Source organism: Staphylococcus sp. HMSC067F07, from assembly GCF_001837405.1.
GTDB lineage: Bacteria > Bacillota > Bacilli > Staphylococcales > Staphylococcaceae > Staphylococcus > Staphylococcus capitis.
In genome coordinates this window covers 13,187-30,664 of record NZ_KV832220.1, presented here as the reverse complement: position 1 = coordinate 30,664, position 17,478 = coordinate 13,187, and the positions used below count along the sequence as shown (strand labels likewise).

The 17,478-nt window shown below is 32.6% G+C and carries 13 protein-coding genes and 1 pseudogene; 4 read left to right on the top strand and 10 right to left on the bottom strand.

The window, feature by feature from the left end; all coding sequences use genetic code 11:
• Together HMPREF2706_RS02090 and HMPREF2706_RS02085 are read right to left on the bottom strand one after the other, a co-directional pair.
• Positions 1-757: FAD-dependent oxidoreductase (locus HMPREF2706_RS02090; protein WP_141761268.1), on the bottom strand; the 757-nt coding region annotated here is incomplete at its 3' end.
• Positions 758-1,113: 356 nt separating this feature from the next.
• Positions 1,114-1,608: a tubby C-terminal domain-like protein gene (locus tag HMPREF2706_RS02085; RefSeq protein WP_023350936.1), complete on the bottom strand. Its 495-nt coding sequence runs from the start codon at positions 1,606-1,608 to the stop codon at positions 1,114-1,116.
• Between the two features lie 362 nt (positions 1,609-1,970).
• Between HMPREF2706_RS02085 and HMPREF2706_RS02080 the strand changes: the two genes are divergently transcribed.
• The 3 genes from HMPREF2706_RS02080 to pbp4 all read left to right on the top strand — a co-directional run bounded on the left by HMPREF2706_RS02080 (position 1,971) and on the right by pbp4 (position 5,269).
• Positions 1,971-2,489 carry a GNAT family N-acetyltransferase gene (locus HMPREF2706_RS02080; protein WP_023350937.1) on the top strand — a complete coding sequence of 173 codons (519 nt, stop codon included), beginning with the start codon at positions 1,971-1,973 and terminating at the stop codon, positions 2,487-2,489.
• Between the two features lie 253 nt (positions 2,490-2,742).
• On the top strand, positions 2,743-3,876 hold the full coding sequence (locus HMPREF2706_RS02075) for a polysaccharide deacetylase family protein (protein ID WP_030058868.1): 1,134 nt from the start codon (positions 2,743-2,745) through the stop codon (positions 3,874-3,876).
• A 226-nt stretch (positions 3,877-4,102) separates the two neighbouring features.
• A complete protein-coding gene (gene pbp4, locus HMPREF2706_RS02070; protein WP_070862163.1) occupies positions 4,103-5,269 on the top strand; it encodes a penicillin-binding protein PBP4 in 1,167 nt (388 codons plus the stop codon).
• Between the two features lie 431 nt (positions 5,270-5,700).
• Here the strand turns inward: pbp4 and HMPREF2706_RS02065 are convergent, their stop codons facing one another.
• The 4 genes from HMPREF2706_RS02065 to HMPREF2706_RS02050 form a co-directional block, all read right to left on the bottom strand.
• Positions 5,701-6,288 (bottom strand): TetR/AcrR family transcriptional regulator, encoded by a 588-nt coding sequence (locus tag HMPREF2706_RS02065; RefSeq protein ID WP_002435036.1) that lies wholly within the window; start codon positions 6,286-6,288, stop codon positions 5,701-5,703.
• Positions 6,289-6,630: 342 nt separating this feature from the next.
• Positions 6,631-7,221 (bottom strand): TetR/AcrR family transcriptional regulator, encoded by a 591-nt coding sequence (locus tag HMPREF2706_RS02060; protein ID WP_016898499.1) that lies wholly within the window; start codon positions 7,219-7,221, stop codon positions 6,631-6,633.
• 670 nt (positions 7,222-7,891) lie between these two features.
• Positions 7,892-10,147 (bottom strand): ATP-binding cassette domain-containing protein, encoded by a 2,256-nt coding sequence (locus HMPREF2706_RS02055; protein ID WP_030058872.1) that lies wholly within the window; start codon positions 10,145-10,147, stop codon positions 7,892-7,894.
• Positions 10,148-10,196: 49 nt separating this feature from the next.
• Positions 10,197-10,982, bottom strand: a complete 786-nt coding sequence (locus tag HMPREF2706_RS02050; protein ID WP_030058874.1) for an arylamine N-acetyltransferase — start codon at positions 10,980-10,982, stop codon at positions 10,197-10,199.
• 408 nt (positions 10,983-11,390) lie between these two features.
• Between HMPREF2706_RS02050 and lip the strand changes: the two are divergent.
• Positions 11,391-13,759 (top strand): annotated as a pseudogene (gene lip / locus HMPREF2706_RS12300) (YSIRK-targeted triacylglycerol lipase).
• A 185-nt stretch (positions 13,760-13,944) separates the two neighbouring features.
• Here lip and icaC read toward each other — a convergent pair.
• From icaC to icaA, 4 genes are read right to left on the bottom strand one after another with little or no spacing between them, the layout of a single operon-like run.
• Positions 13,945-15,018 (bottom strand): polysaccharide intercellular adhesin biosynthesis/export protein IcaC, encoded by a 1,074-nt coding sequence (gene icaC / locus HMPREF2706_RS02040; RefSeq protein WP_070862162.1) that lies wholly within the window; start codon positions 15,016-15,018, stop codon positions 13,945-13,947.
• Complete coding sequence (gene icaB, locus HMPREF2706_RS02035) at positions 15,011-15,874, bottom strand: intercellular adhesin biosynthesis polysaccharide N-deacetylase (RefSeq protein WP_030058879.1); 864 nt, start codon at positions 15,872-15,874, stop codon at positions 15,011-15,013. The genes icaC and icaB overlap by 8 nt, the downstream gene beginning before the upstream one ends.
• Entirely contained in the window at positions 15,871-16,176 is a 306-nt protein-coding gene (icaD, locus tag HMPREF2706_RS02030; protein ID WP_023350944.1) for an intracellular adhesion protein IcaD, read from the bottom strand. Before icaD ends, icaB begins: the two co-directional genes overlap by 4 nt.
• Positions 16,140-17,378 carry a poly-beta-1,6 N-acetyl-D-glucosamine synthase IcaA gene (icaA, locus tag HMPREF2706_RS02025; RefSeq protein WP_030058883.1) on the bottom strand — a complete coding sequence of 413 codons (1,239 nt, stop codon included), beginning with the start codon at positions 17,376-17,378 and terminating at the stop codon, positions 16,140-16,142. The genes icaD and icaA overlap by 37 nt, the downstream gene beginning before the upstream one ends.
• Positions 17,379-17,478: the final 100 nt, after the last annotated feature.

Here is a 17,478-nt window from a genome sequence, read left to right as displayed (position 1 = left end):
TTTGTAATAGTGGAATAGCGCCACCACCAGCACCTATAAAGACGTAATCCGCGAATACAGTTTCCTCTGAACCATTGTTACGGTTTCTTACTTTCACTTCCCAGATGCCGTCTTGACGTCGGTTGAAATCAATGACTTCATGATTATATTGAACATCGGCATTAGGATGTTGCTCAATATTTTTAGCCATTTTACGTGTTAACTCACCATAGTTAACATCGGTACCTTCGTCAATTTTGCTAGCTGCCATGATTTCATTGCCAGTACGACCTTTCATCATCAATGGCATCCATTTTCTCATTTCTTCGATATCTTCCGTATATTCGATGTTGTCAAACATAGGGAAGTTACGCATCGCTTCGTAACGGTCTTTTAAGAATTCAACGTTATTCTTACCTCTTACGAAACTAATGTGAGGAAGTGGATTAATAAATTCTCTAGGGTTATCAATGTTGCCACTTTTCACAAGGTGTCCCCAGAATTGCTTAGAAATCTCAAATTGTTCATTGATTTCTTTCGCTTTTTCTATATCAATTGAACCATCCGGTTGTTGAACTGTATAGTTCAGTTCGCATAACGCAGCATGTCCAGTACCGGCATTGTTTCTTTCGTTAGAACTTTCAATACCTGGACGATCTAAACGTTCATAGAGTTTGATGTTCCAATTAGGTTCTAATTCTTTAATCATAGAACCGAATGTCGTACTTAAGACACCAGCGCCAATAATAACTATGTTTTTTGACTCATTGTTAGCCATTTTTTGCTCACCTTTCTTAAAACAGAACTCGTGCAAAAATAATTAAATTATTGCGCTGAGTCTTATTATAATTGCTAACAATCTATAACAAAAATACATATTTTCAATAATACCTATTCCATTTTGTAATAATTTAGACATAATATGCTCATTGATTAGACACAAATTAGGAGTAGAACTTGAATTTAATCATATGTCCTACTCCTAATAAATGAGAAGATGGCTACCATAAGTTGGAGCCCCGTCAGCAAGAAGGGCTAGAATTGAAAGAAGCTTGATATAAGCACATTTTCAGTACAACCATCTACAGCATATATATTAAAAAATAAGACTGCGACAATCATTTATGCACAGCCTCAAATTTTATTCATTAATGCATGAGAGAGTATGATTAATAACTCTTCTATTGGTTTACTACTTTCATCTAAAATATGGAAGCTCACTTGTCCTTCATTTTTAGCCCAATGAGATAGTTTTTCATTCTCATAATTCGTAATAGTACATGTTTCTGGGCTCGTCTTTTTAATAAAATAATCTTCATTATCATAAGTGAATTTAACCGGTTTGTTCACCAATGTGAACTCTTTCATCTCAATATGAGTACCTCTGTAATTACAATGAATCTCTCTAAAGTTTCTAAAATTTGGAATACATTTAGAAGTAAATATTACATTTTTCTCTAAATCCCTAACGACATAAGAGGTATATATTCCTGCTTGAGGAATAATAATGTCTAATCCTTTAATAAAGGGGTTAGGGTACGATTTACGTATGTATAAATAGGGATTCCCATCGTCATACATCGTTTTCCATCTCGTATCAAAGTAATTGCTGAGTGTATAAGTAATCATCCTTCATCAACCTTCGATTTGTAAATTTTCATTATAAATATATTCCCTATTTTTAGGAAAATAAAAACTAAAATCATAAATTTTTTTAAATTAAATAGATCTAAATAAAATAAAACACTATACGAGATAGTTTAACGAGCGTGGCTATGTCGTCGCATAGAGTTTTAATGTGTAAATGAGTTAGCTAAAAATTTCTCATTAAGTCATACATTTGTAGGTGAGGGTGTGAGGCTTAGGTTTGTCTGAGGTAAGACATCCTGCATGCTAGCTCAACGTTGAATTTATGACTAGTTTTAAATAAAAGGTAGAAAAAAGGGTATATGCTAAAAAGTCAGTAATAAACAAATTGAGGTGGTGAGTATATGTTAGAAACCGATAGACTTTACTTATTAAAACCAGATATTGAGCATCTTGATGCGCTTTTCCAACTACATACGAATAATGAATCAACAAAATACACTCCTAAAGGTATACACGAGAACAAAGATATTACTAAAGGATTTATAAAAGGTTGGAGAAGACATTGGGAAGAAAATGACTTTGGATACTTTATGTTAATAGCCAAAGATACTGGAGAATTAGTAGGGATGAGTGGTTTTGAATACCGCACCATTAATTATCAATTATTCTTAAACTTGTATTATAGACTTTTTCCAAAATATACAGGTGAAGGATTAGCTACTGAAGCAATCGAAATGATATCACGATGGATGAAACAATTTGATGCAGTAACACCAAAACTTATACGAACGAATCAAGTCAATGAATCTTCTATTAAGCTTGCCGAACGTTTAGGATATGAATTAAATGATACGTGGAATAATATTATAAATGATGGGGATCGTTGTTATTTTAAGCAACAGTTAAATGTTCCTTTGTAAATATTTACGTTATTGAGTGAGATAATTTTTATCTCGCTCTTTTTTTATGCGTATTCAAATCATTGTTTAGTCAGCCTGATACATAGATATATGTTTAAACTCATTATTCGTTTGAACTCTTAAAGTGAATATAAAGCGATAGTTTTTTATATTAACATTAAATCAAAATAAAATTAAGATATATTTAATAATATTGTACACCCCATTAATGTTATATTGATTATTGTATGATGATATTAATTTGAGGGATGAGATAATGAGAAAGACTTTATATTTATTTTTTGTTTCTATTGTGTTGATGGTATTCATTTTAGAAGGATGCTCAAAACAGAAAGATTCTCACACTGAAGATAGTGAAAATGAAAATATGTATGCAAGTCATCAATCAAAAATGACTAAAGATTGGCAAACATACGATGGTGAAATATACCATATCTTTTATCATCCACTTATTACTGACGCTAAAGTGGCATTTTCGGGGAGCCCACAAGAAGCCAAAGGTAATAACGACTGGATGATTACAGCTAACGAATTTAAAAAATCTCTAGAAGAGTTACATAAAAGAAATTATATTTTAATTGATCCACACGATGCTTATGATTTAAAAGCAAAAACGATAAATAAGAAGAAGTTAAAATTACCTAAAGGTAAAAAACCATTAATACTATCTATCGACGACATGAACTATTATGAGTACATGCGTGGAAAAGGGTATGCCGACAGATTAGTTTTAGATAAAAACAAACATGTTGTATCAGAAACGAAGCAAAAGAATGGCAAAGTAACACATTCTAAAGACGATGATATCGTTCCAATATTAAATGACTTTGTTAAAAAACACCCTGATTTCTCTTTAAATGGACAAAAAGGTGTAGTTGCATTAACAGGATATAATGGCGTTTTAGGATATCGTACAAATGAAACAGATAGTAAGCATTATAAGGACCGTAAAGCTAAAGCAACAGAAGTAGCTGATGCTATGAAAAGAGATGGTTGGACATTTGCCAGTCATTCATATGGACATATTAATTTTGAACAATCATCTTATGAAGGAATTGTTAAAGATACAAAACGTTGGGAGAAAGAAGTGACACCAATTATAGGTAAAACTGATTTATTTATTTTCCCCCATGGTGCACAAGATAGAGATACGCCAGCATATAACTATCTGATTAAAGAAGGTCACTTTAAATATTTGGCTGGAGTAGGACCTAATAACTTTACCGATGTTGAACCAGATAATGTATATCAAGATAGAGTTGCAGTAGATGGTCTGAACTTATACGATTTTAAAGATAAATTAAAGCCTTTTATGAATCCTGAGAAGGTTTATGATAAACAAGATCGCAGTTACTTTAAAGGGAATAAAGATTATCAACAAGAATAAATATTCGTTAATAAGATGAAGTTATGCGAATTATTTACTTTCATAATTTCATTCAGATAATTACTCATAACAAGTAAACAGGCTAAGACATTAACGTTATGTCCTAGCCTGTTTTACATATGCGCGTGTATTCGGTATTTTTGAAAAGTTGAGTAAAACTTGATATAAGTATATGTAAAGTACATAAACTAACAAGAATATTAGAAAAATGAAATCAGGTGATACGATGTTTCGAAGAATACTATATATAACAGGCACGATAGGATTAACATCATTACTTTTAACTTCTCAAAGTTATGCAGTAGAAAAGCCCACACCTCTAGTCAATAAAGAAGAAAATGCTAATATTTCAACTCAATATGAACCTCAATCACTCACGCTCACTACAAAACAAGGTCAAATTTTATACAATTACAACGAAAATAAAAAAGTAGATCCTGCCTCTTTAACTAAAATGATGACAATGTATTTAACATTGGATGCAGTTAAATCAGGAAAAATACATATGAAAGATAAAATAAAAATCACATCTAAACAAGCGCAATTATCTCAAAAGTCTAACCTTTCTTCGGTACCGTTAAAAGCAGGACAAACATATACTGTTAAAGATATATTGAGCCAAACAGCTTTAGCTTCAAGTAATGCTGCTGCTTTAATTCTAAGCGAAAAGGTATCAGGTTCGACTTCTACTTTTACAGATAAAATGAATCAGCAGGCTAAAACATTTCACATGAAAGACACACACTTTACAAGTCCAGCTGGAGCAGATACTGAGTTGTTAGGATCTAGCGCACCTCAAAAGTATAAGAAACAAGGGAAGACTTCCAGTACGTCTAAAGATATGAATATCATGATGTATCACATGATCAAAGAGCACCCTGAAATACTTAAAACCACACAAAATAAATCAGATACACAAAAAGGACAATCATTTGAATCTACGAATTTATCTTTGAAAGGTCAGCCGAAATATTATAAAGGGACTGACGGACTCAAGACTGGTACGAGTGATTCCGGATATAGTTTAGCTTTAACCAATAAGCAACATGGTTTGAGATTAAATGAGACGATTTTAGATGTTACACCATATCCTAGTGAAACAGCTAAATTAAATCGTAATGAAATTGCGAATGATATGATGAAATATTATCGGAAGCAATATGAATATAAAAAGGTGTTATCTAAAGGTGAACATCAAATTGATGGCAAAAAATACACAGTAAAAAAAGACTTATATGACGTCGTACCTAAACATAAAAAATGGTATATTGCGATTAATGATAAAGGGAATGCTTACGTTCACTATCAACGACATTTTCTAGATGGCGCTTCTTATCCATCGGTAAAAGCTGAAAAGAAAAGTAGTGGCTTATTTGGATGGTTATCGCATTGAATAATGCGATAACTTTTTTATTGATCTACAAAAGCGCTATATTTTATTTATTACTTATGATTGCCAAAAGTGTGGTGCATTGACTATAAGACACTCGATGAACGTTCAACATGATTACGCATAGTGTCCGCACTATAATGAAAATAGCAATACGTGTCTTTAATGCCTTTTAAACTTAATAAAAGGATAGCAAGTTAAAGAAACGTATTGAAAGAGGGCATGAACCTCGGGTTGTTCCTAAAACAAATTCACCCAAAACTAGACGTAAAAAAGCCATACAAGGAAGACCTTGGATGGCTAGACATTAATGATTGAAACCTCTATTATAGTTTCTTCTGAAGATTCATAATCATTCTTGATAAATAGATGAGGGATTGCAAAACTATCTTTATATAGATGTGTTTTCAATCCCTCTCTTTTATGAATATAGTTTAGAACTTCTTTATATTTGTTTCTCTGATACCATTGATTATTTTAACTACCTCTATAGTTAACTCATCAACAGATCGTTCTTGACCTTCTTTAAGCCAAGCATAAATGATACGTAATATACCACCTGCTATAAATTCTTTATAAACTTCTAAATCAATAGTGAAACGTATACCGTGCCTTATGTCGAAATTAACTTGTCTCTCTACACCTTTATAAAGTTGCGTATAGACGATACGTGTCACTTCATCATAATACGATATAGTAAAGATACTTTGAATCGTTTCTCGATTTTCAATTAAAAAATAAAGCGTATCTCTAACGATATTTTCAAAATATGATTTAGGCTGTTTGACTAATAAACTCTCTGAATGAGATTCATGCAAACTATTGGAAAAGTTGGCTAAGACTTGGTTTAATAAATCGTATTTATCACTATAGTGACGATAAAAAGTAGAGCGTCGTACCATAGCACGATCACACAAATCTTGAACTGTAATCTGACTAAAATTTTTAGTTTTAAGTAATTCTAAAAATGAATCCATTAGAGCACGTTGTGTCTTCTTAACACGTAAATCATTGCTATTCATTATTGTTCACCTCATTAATCGGACACTTCAAAATCTGTGTGACTTAAGCGACATTTTTTGTATTTTGGCTACTCAATAAAATTGAAGCCGATGTATAATTATTGTTAGTTAAAGTCTCTGACTTATTAATTAACTAAAGTATAGTTATAGTTTACTACTATTATATGTGATAACAAAATATATAATTTAGTTATACAAATATTTATTCGTAATTAGAGAAGGGTTGTTAAAATATAAGAAGGAGATTTTAAATGATCAAGTCAGTATTCACTTGGCTTTTATGGGAAAGCATTTAATCGAGAGGGAATCATGACGAACATAATTATTCATCATGATTTCCTCTTAATTTTCACCTTTAGTATGATAGTTATGCACGCCATCAAGTAGGGTCACCATTTCTTTAGTTAACTCATTGATCGAACGTTCTTGACCATCTTGAATCCAAGCATACATTGTTCTCAATATTCCCCCGGTTATAAATTCAGCAAGTATTTCTATATCGACATCGAACTCAACGCCGTGCTGTATTTCAAACTGTATTTGTGCTTTCATCCCTTCATATAATTGTTTGAATATAATATCGGTCACTTCATCATAAAGCGCTAATGTTAATACATTTTGAACAATAGACTTATGATTATATAGATATTGTAATGATTCGTGAATGACCTTTTCGAAATGAGCTCTAGGATTCTCAGGGTTTAATGTTGAGAAATGCTTCTCTCTTACTCTGAAAATTAATTTTCGTATTAATAACTTAAGCAAATCGTATTTATCATCAAAACGTCGGTAAAACGTTGAACGTCTTACGAGAGCTTTATCGCACAAATCTTGCACTGTTATTTGATTGAACTCTTTTGTTCTTAAAGTTTCAAATAAAGCATCTAATAGAGCTTTTTCTGTTTTTTCTACACGCAAATCTTTACTCTTCATTATACACCTCTAAAAAGAGACATTTTTGATTAAATGTCACATAAGTATCAGATAGCTTAATTTGGATATACATTGTTTGAATTTAAGTTGGTATAATAACTTTTGTAATAATAATTTAATTAACATGTTCAAAGCAATGGTATTACTATGTAAGCCATACTAACTCATTTAATTGGGCTTTGTGGGTTAGTATGTTTTGTGTGGTAATTAGAGTATACTTTTTTATTTTTCTCAAAATCACTTAAACAGCTTAATTGCTGTATCCCTAAATTTTTGTGTATTAATGTAGTCAAGTATCTCTAGTTATTGCGTGTGTAAAGCAAAATGCTGATCGTTATCGATTGGTATTTTGCTTTTTTTGTGGATTTTTAAAAAATGTATCGGTGAAAGTTTTAATATTTATAAGTATTTAATAAATATATGTATAACTACTTTTAGAATAATATATCCAGTAGATTCAAACAAGGCGAATCGTCCCTTTGACCACATATTTCACAGGTTTTTTTAAAATTAATATTTTACTCAAGTGCAGAAGGAATACATCATTATAAAAATGTTCACTTGATGAACGACAATATATTAAACAATAGTAAATTTGAAAAATTTAGATATAGAATAAAATTTTAGCTCGACGTTGATTAGATGATAAATCATCGCCGAGCTTTTTCAGTTAAAGGATATATCTTTTTAAGTGTTTAGCGGTTACTGAATTTTTAATATTTAAAAGTCCCGCAGGCTGACCACTATACAATAGTTGTCCACCTTTATCTCCAGCATAAGGGCCTATATCGATAAACCAGTCAGCTTGTGTCATCATCGTTAAATTATGTTCGATAAGAATAACCGTGTTATGATCGTCAATTAAATGATTGAAGCAATCAATCAGTACAGGTAAATCATCTTCATGAAGCCCCGTCGTTGGTTCATCAAAAATAAAAATATAATCGTGTACATCTTCAGTTAAATAGCGACTTAGTTTAACGCGTTGAATTTCACCGCCTGACAATGTATCTAAAGATTGTCCTAATGTCATATATTGAAGTCCTGTGTTAGCCAACGCTTGAAGCGGACGAGTGATACTGTCTTGACCTTCAAATTGAGAGATGGCTTCACTTACAGTAAGGGCAAGTATATCTGCGATAGAATATCCCTCTACCTTCGCCTGTAATACTTCAGGGCGATATCTTGTGCCACCACACATCTCACACACTTGAGAAAAGTCTGGCATAAATGCGAGTTCGGTCTTAAGTACGCCTTTACCATTACATTCAGGGCAAGCGCCCTCAGAATTATAGCTAAACATACTTTTCTTCATACCAGTATGTTGACTAAAGAAACTTCTTACCTCATCGAAGATATCTAAGTATGTGAGTAAATTAGAGCGATTCGATGCGTGAGGCGGTTTCTGATCGATGAAGATAGCACGTTGCTCTTGTTCAAAGGCTGCTGAGATAAGGGAACTCTTACCTGAGCCAGCCACACCAGTAACTACGGTCATCGCATGTTTTGGTAATTGAGTTGAAATATGATTTAAATTGTTACGTGAAATATTCTCAATATTAAACATGTCATGAGTTGCTCTAGGATGGTCTTTAAGTTGATGTGTTCTGTTTAAAGCTTGACCTGTGCTCGTCTGAGATGTGAGAAGGTCTTGATAACTTCCTTCAAACATAATCTCTCCACCATCTTTGCCTGCATTCGGACCTATATCAATAATGTGGTCAGCCGTTTGAATAACATCAGGGTCGTGTTCAACAACGATCACCGTATTACCTTTTTGTTTAAGTGATTCAATCATGTCATTAATTCTCTGAATATCTTCTGGGTGAAGTCCTACACTCGGTTCATCGATGATGTAAACTAAATCACTTAATGGACTATTTAAATGGCGAATAAGTTTTATCCGTTGAGATTCGCCACCGGAAAGCGTTGTCGTTTCACGAGATAACGTTAGGTAATTCAAACCTATATAGCTTAATGCTTGTAGTTGTTGTTTTAAAGGTTCGATAATCACTTTTGCTGTGTTTGAATCTATTTTTTCTAGAAAATGAACAGCCTCATCAATGGGTAAATCTGTAAATTCAGCAATGTTTAAGCCATTGATTTTACAACTCAACACTTTATCATTAAGCCTTTTACCATGACATGAAGGGCAATCATGCTTAGTAACGACTCGATCAATATCAGCTTTGAAGCGTTTCTTCTCAAAGTTATCATTTAGTAAGAAAGAGCGTCTGAAACGATGAATTAGACCTTCAAATTTAGCTGTTCTAGGCCAATTTGATGGCGGATTCTTCAACTTTGTAGGTTCTGTATATAAAAAAGTATCCAATTCTTCTTTTGTATAATCTTTTAACTTTTTATCATTATCAAATAGACCTGTATAAAGATATCTTTTACCTCGCCAACTATCGGGTCTAAACGACGGGAATTTAATGGCATCTTCATTGAGCGATTTATCAAAATCAAGTAACTCATTTAAATCAATGTCTTCAACATAACCTAATCCTGAACATGTTTCACACATACCTTTCGGATTATTAAATGAGAAAATATCAGAATAACCAACAAAAGGTTCTCCTATTCTTGACCATAACAATCTCACAGAAGCATAAATATCAGAAATAGTTCCTACCGTCGAACGTGAATTACCACCTAGGCGTTTCTGATTAATAATCATTGCAACGGGAAGGTGATTGATTTGATCGACGTCTGGTTTTTCATATTGTGTGAGTTGATGTTGAACATAACTTGAGTATGTTTCATTTAATAGACGTTCAGATTCAGCAGCAATGGTATTAAATACTAGTGAAGACTTACCTGAGCCTGACCGCCCTGTAAATACAATTAATTGATGTTTCGGTATATTAACATCGATATTTTTTAAATTATTTTGTCTAGCGCCTATGATTTCAATTTGTGACATGGAATTCACCTCATTACTTAATACATACCCCAGGTACACTAAAATATTACTACTGTTCAAGTCTATCAATCGTGATATTAAGATTAAAATATTTCTTTAGAAAATACTTATAATTGTCGGACGATACCTCACATTTTTCTTTAGAACTTTGTGAAGTTAACGTAAGACTTTGATGTGTCATCGTCGCACGTCCAAATGACTGTGGTTGTGTGATTAATAGCTGCTTAACAAAGATAGAGTTTGGATTACTCTCGTTATAAATGATTTTATCGCTGAAATCTTGAATTGATTGACGCTCTAAGTAGGCGTGATATAGAGTAGTCCATTTATTATTTTTCAATTTTTGAACATGATAGCAGTCTTCTTTGTCAAAAATTGCGCGAAATTCTCCATTGATATCAGAAATACTCACTGGTTGAGACGGATGTGAAATCGGGATTGCATGTAGAGGTAAGTCACCAAACCCAACGTCTGTCACATAATAAGTATCATTTAAAATTGTGTATAAAGACATATGTGAGCCTTCTAAAGCAACACCGCCATCTGGAGTATGAACTGTTCCAGAAGCTCGATGGACATCAAAACCTTTTTTCTCTAAGTACGTTCCGAACAAGTGGTTCATTTCATAACAGAACCCACCGCGATGTTGGTTTATAACTTTGTCCAATAAATCATTAATATTAACAGAGATAGGAACTTGATTTTGAACGTTAATATTTTCAAACGGAACAGTCATCATATAACGTTCCATATAATAATCTAGCGAGGCTTTATCAATATTGTTATAACGAGAAGAATCAATATTTAAATAGCTTTCAAACTGCGATAGTTCCATATTTCATCCTCCTACAATTTTTATTTTCACACTCATCTCTATTTTAAAAAAGACACCCATTAATATGTAAGTTTATAGGTTTAATCGGCTTTATAATGCTTGATTTAATTGTGTATAATTATTGACAAAACTGCAATTATCTCGTAATATTTGTTTTAAATTAAATCGAAAAGAATAGTGTTTTGATTCTTATATACTTTTTATATAAAGAGTGTGTGAGAAAAATTTTTCATAATAATTGAAAACGCTTTCTGAACGATGGAAAGGATGGTCATTATGGAAGCTATTAAAGCGATATTTAGCAAGATCTTTGAATTATTACCACGCGCAATCGTAAATCTATTTATTTAGAAATACGCTATTGTGGAGTTCATTTTTCAAAAATAAACAAATAGAGAGGTGCTTACTATGAAAACAAGACAAAACAAGTATAGTATTCGTAAATTTAGTGTGGGGGCATCATCCATCTTAATCGCAGCTTTATTATTTATGGGTGGAGGCTCAGCACAAGCGGCCGAACAAAATCAGGAACAGGGAAATCCTGAGAAGGCAACAGCACAATCTATTGGGGATGAAAATGAAGATTCAAATGGGCAACAGGCGACAGAGGATGACGCGTCTCAATCAGCTAAAGAAACTACGTCTGAACAGCCAAATGTTGAAAAAGATAATAGCGAAAATGCTAATGATAATCAAACAAGCTTACATAATGAAAATAATCAAAACACTGAACAACAAGATTCAGAAACTGAAGACAAAATTCAGCACAAAATACAGAACAAACGAAGTCTACTGAAGAACAAGGTAAAGAGGAACAAACTTCTGCACAAGATGCAACTCAAAATTCAACTAAGTCATCAGATGAACAAGTGGAATCTAGTGAGGATTCACAAGTAGATAATAGTAAAGAGGACGCAAAGCAAGAGGATGCTAACCAAGCGGACTCAAAATCTGAACAAACAGAAGAACAAACGGATGTTCAAACACAACCAACAGAAAAATCTGATGAAGATAAATCAACTCAATCTAAACCAGAAGTGAATCAAAATCAAGAAAGTGAAAAAGATTCATCTGAGACTCAAGATAATCTAAAACAAGACAATCCAAAAACTGAAGATAAAACAGAAGAAGTATCAGATTCACAAAAAGATTCACAAAAAGTCACTCAAAATAACCAACAAAAAGACGACTTATCTTCAGATAAAGAGACAACTCAATCAGACAGAGCAGTAAAAATTCAAGCTAAAGATGAAACTGAAGCTTCTCAAACTGATAAAGATCAAACTCAAACTCAAACTGCGACTGCAACTGCAACAAAACCAAAAGCATCACAACAAGATAAAGAAAATGATGCAGAAGAACAGCAAAAAGTGTCAGCGCAAGACGAAGCAACTTCAGAAGAGACTCCAGCTGAAACAGATAACCACAAAACGCAAGCATTGAGTGTAAGTGACAAAGCAAATCCTAAATCTGAGAAAGATGAATCATCTAACAATGATAAAGATTCTAAAGATGGATTAGGTACGCTTAAGAGTAATGCTGTAGCTACTACAAATAAAAAATCTAAGCAACAAACAACGAAACAACAGAAAGATCAAACAAATAAAGCGGCTAAACAAAGCCAATATAAAAATCATGATCCAATCATCTTAGTTCACGGTTTCAATGGTTTCACTGATGATATCAATCCTTCAGTGCTTGCACATTATTGGGGCGGCGATAAAATGAATATCCGTCAAGATTTAGAAGAGAATGGTTATAAATCTTATGAAGCAAGTATTAGTGCATTTGGTAGTAACTACGATCGCGCAGTTGAACTATATTACTATATTAAAGGTGGCCGTGTAGATTATGGTGCCGCACATGCTGCGAAATATGGTCATAAACGTTACGGTAAAACATATGAAGGTGTATACAAAGATTGGAAACCAGGCCAAAAAGTTCATCTTGTCGGACATAGTATGGGTGGTCAAACAATCCGTCAATTAGAAGAGTTACTAAGAAACGGAAATCCTGAAGAAGTTAAATATCAAAAAGAACATGGTGGCGAAATTTCTCCATTATATAAAGGTAATAATGACAATATGGTTTCTTCAATCACAACTTTAGGTACACCACATAATGGTACGCACGCATCAGATGAATTGGGTAATGAAGCGCTAGTACGTCAAGTTGTGTATGATTTAGGAAGAGCATTCGGTAATAAAAACTCTCGCGTAGACTTTGGATTATCACAATGGGGTCTTAAACAAAAACCAAACGAATCACGTATTGATTATGTGAAGAGAGTTCAAAAATCTAAATTATGGAAATCTAAAGATAATGGTTTCAATGATTTAACTCGTGATGGTGCGACTGACCTTAACCGTAAAACATCATTAAATCCTAATATTGTTTATAAAACATATACAGGTGAATCTACGCATAAAGGTCTATTTGGTAGACAAAAAGCAGATTTAAATCTTTTCTTCCCATTCACGGTAACTGCCAATGTTATTGGTAAAGCTAAAGAGAAAGAATGGAGAGAAAATGACGGTTTAGTATCAGTTATTTCTTCTCAACATCCATTCAATCAAAAATATGTTGAAGCTACAGACCAAAATCAAAAAGGTGTATGGCAAGTGACACCAACTAAACATGACTGGGATCATGTGGACTTTGTTGGACAAGATAGCTCAGATACAGTACGCTCAAGAGAGGAACTACAACAATTCTGGCATGGACTTGCAGATGATTTAGTTCAAAGTGAAAAACTGACATCAACTAAAAAAGCATAACGATGAAACATGAATTTTAAAAATTATTTAAAAAGGAGTGAATCCAATGACAGGTGATGTATTTCAATTAATCGGCTCATTTTTCAAAGTCTTAAAAACATTATTCTCATAATGAGATAACAGCTTTACATAAAGCCTCCCACAGAGATCCAGTTATTATATCTCTGTGGGAGGCTTTTTCAACATTAGTGTGATTTCCAACTAGGTTGATAGTTATTAAATTGTAGCTTATACGGTTGTTTGCTAATAACAAATCTAAAAATATAAAATTCTCTTAACATCATGCCAACACCAATACATATTCCGATAATCATTAACAAGGAAACCGCTAAGAAGACGACCGTGTTATCTTCAAAGATATTGGTATAAGCAAATAGTGAATCTAAGATAATTGGATGTAATAAATAGATGAAAAACGAAAATGCGCTTATCATTTGAACCGTGTTTAATAGCATCGTTTTAAAATGCGCACAAATGCCAATAAGCACAAAGAACATAATACTATTGTATAACGTAAGTGAATAAGTGAAGCTTGTTACATTCCAATAATCATCACCTGAAAGTGCTATAAATAATACATATGAACCTAAAGCTAACATAATCATGATAACGAGATATTTTTCTAAGAATGATAGGACACGTTGATAGTTATATCCTATGAAACCACCTAAAAAGAAATAAAAAATCCATCCTAATATCATCGTATTTTCACTTAAAGGATAGTAATGTTTTACAAATGTATGGAAAGCATCACTATGATTAAAGTAGTATAAAAATGTTTGTTGTACTACAAATGCTAATACTAATAATATCTTACTGTTAAACAGTTTATAATTAATTTTATAAATTAAGTAAGATAATATGAAGAATTGCATGATGATAATGATGAAATAACCGTACCATTGCCCTAATATTACATTTTCAAAAAATTGCTTTTTGAAAGAAGAAGCAGTCAATAATGATTCACTATAACTATAGAATAATCCCACTAATAAATATGGAATAAAGATATATTTGAACCGAGAAATCAAATATTGTACGCTTACAGATTTATAATTTAATGTTGTTAGCAACTGTGATAATACAATAAAACTTGGAGTTCCAAAGATAACTATATTCCGAATATAATATTGTAGAACAAGAGAACTCCCTGACAAATGTTCATGTTCTAGTGTGATTTGAGTTAATAAGTGTGTCACTATAATAATGATGCAAATAAAAGTACGTAAATATACTAATTCAAGTCTATTTTTATTCATGGAAACCGTCCCATTTCTTAATTAAAGTTTCGAATGCGTCGTTACTTACTAAAATACGTGGAATTTTATAATTATTATCATGAGGAGTGACTGCTTGCTCCTTCAATGTAAATCCGTATTTCATACCTGCATCTTTAGAAGCTTGAATTTTACTATTATTGATTAGACCGTAGGGGTAAGCAATGGCATGTTGTGTTTTACCAAACTTCGATTTTAGTTCATCTTCACTTACTTCAATGTCTTTAATAGCAGACACATTAGACGCCTCTAGAAATTTAGATTTATTTCCTTTCTTAAGAGAATGTAAATCATTCGTGTGTGTTTCAAAGTCCCAAAGTCCTGAACGATACATTTTTGATAATTGAGGCTGCGTGATCATATCCAAATTATGAAAATTCTTCTCTCCAACGTGTCCTGTAATCACGAAGCCAGTTGCAGGAATTTTATATTTTTTTAGTACTGGATAAGCATTTTGATAAATTGTCTTATCCATATCATCGAAATTTATCCATACGCTACGTTTTGGAAACTTCCCTTTCTGTTTATACTTCAAAAACTCTTTCAAAGTAAGAAACTTTGCATCATGTTTCTTAAGCCACTTGATTTGTGATTCAAATTCTTTATCTGTCACACTATAATTTTTAATTTCCTTACTACTAGAGAAAATCGTAATAAAGTCATTTAACGGGTCATTTTTTCTCACTCTGTGATAGTTTAACGCTAAAGCGCTATTCTTCTTATACTTTAACTTCTTGTGGTCTTCATCGGCTTGTGCATAATGATGAAAGCTAGGTGTTACATTCGTCATTACTAACATCACTACTAAGCTAATGAAGATGAATTTGAAAGGTTTCATACTTCACGACCTTTCTTAATTTTTTGGAAAATCAAACTAAATGTGAAGAATAGGAAAATGATAATTGAAAATAATCCCATTAATTCAAAGATCTTATAAATTTCAATATTCTCCACGTTAAGAGCGATACGTATTGTTATCACACTTTCCACTTGAGAATTGATTAGCGTTCCGATATATACAATCATAACGACTACGCAATAAATCCAAAATGCACAAGATATCGCAATGAATAAGCTCTCCCTAACTATATTCAACGACGATTTTACCGTTGGATATTTCCTCTGTCTGGGCTTGACCATGTAGCATAGCCACCTTTCTTTCTTTTTAATGCTTTAGGAAATGCGAAAATGACAACGGCGGCATTGATAATCCAATAGATTGTCGGATACCAACTCACAAATATTAAACCAGCGATATTTTTCTTTTCGTAGCGACTGTCTATAAACAAAGCAACTGTAAATTGAATAATATTGATAAAGGTCATCGTAAATGATGATAGGAAAAATATTGAAAAACTATACTTCAAATATGTGTAATCTAAGAAGTTTGCTGTCATTAATAGAAATGCTAAGTACAGCAAAATCATATAAACCCAAATAATTGAAACTATTTGTTCAAACATGAGGATATAGAGCGATAATTTTTTAGATTTCATTGTTGCCCAAAAATCTCTTAATAGAACTTCATGTCCACCTTGAGCCCATCGCAAACGTTGTTTCCATAGCCCCCCAACCGTTTCAGGTACTAACATCCAACACATGGCACGTGGTTCATAATTAATACGAAAATCTGCAAGATGCAGTTTCCACGAAACAGCAATATCCTCAGTAATCATATCAGTATCCCAATAACCAACTTCTTTAAGTGCACTTTTTTTAAATAATGTAAACACTCCAGAAATAGTATTAATGGCACCAGCAAGTGATTGACTACGTTTGATACATCCAATTAAGCTTGCGTATTCTATCGTCTGAATTTTCCCCAATATAGAACTTTTATTACGTATACGTGGATTACCTGTAACAGCACCTAGTTTAGGATCTTGTTTAAAGTTATCCATCATATAATATGGCGCATCTTGATTAACGATTGTGTCTGCATCCAAACACATGACGTAATCATATGAAGAATGTTTGACGCCTTCGTTTAAAGCGTTAGCTTTTCCTCTATTTACCTGTAAATCAACAAATTTAAAGTCGTGATGTTGCTTCATCTCATAAATAATTTCAGCGGTATTATCTGAACTACCATCATTTATGATGATGATTTCTTTTTTTGGATAGTTGAGAGCCAACACATTTGAGAGTGTATCTCTAACAGTTTCGCTCTCGTTGTAACAGGCCAGCAAGAAAGAGATACCTTCAATCTGGTCCTTGTTTTTAGAGATTACTTTCTTCTTACTAAAAGGAAATTCTTTAGTGAAAAAGTAATAAAACGCCCCAACAATCCAGTAAATGGACATAAAAATGGGGTAAAAAAGTAAAAAGTTAAAAAATTGCAACTTATCTACCTACCTTTCGTTAGTTAGGCTGTATCGCATATACTAATCGAAAGTGTTTCAATTTGCAATAGAATGTTGTTATACTTGAACAGTAATATTT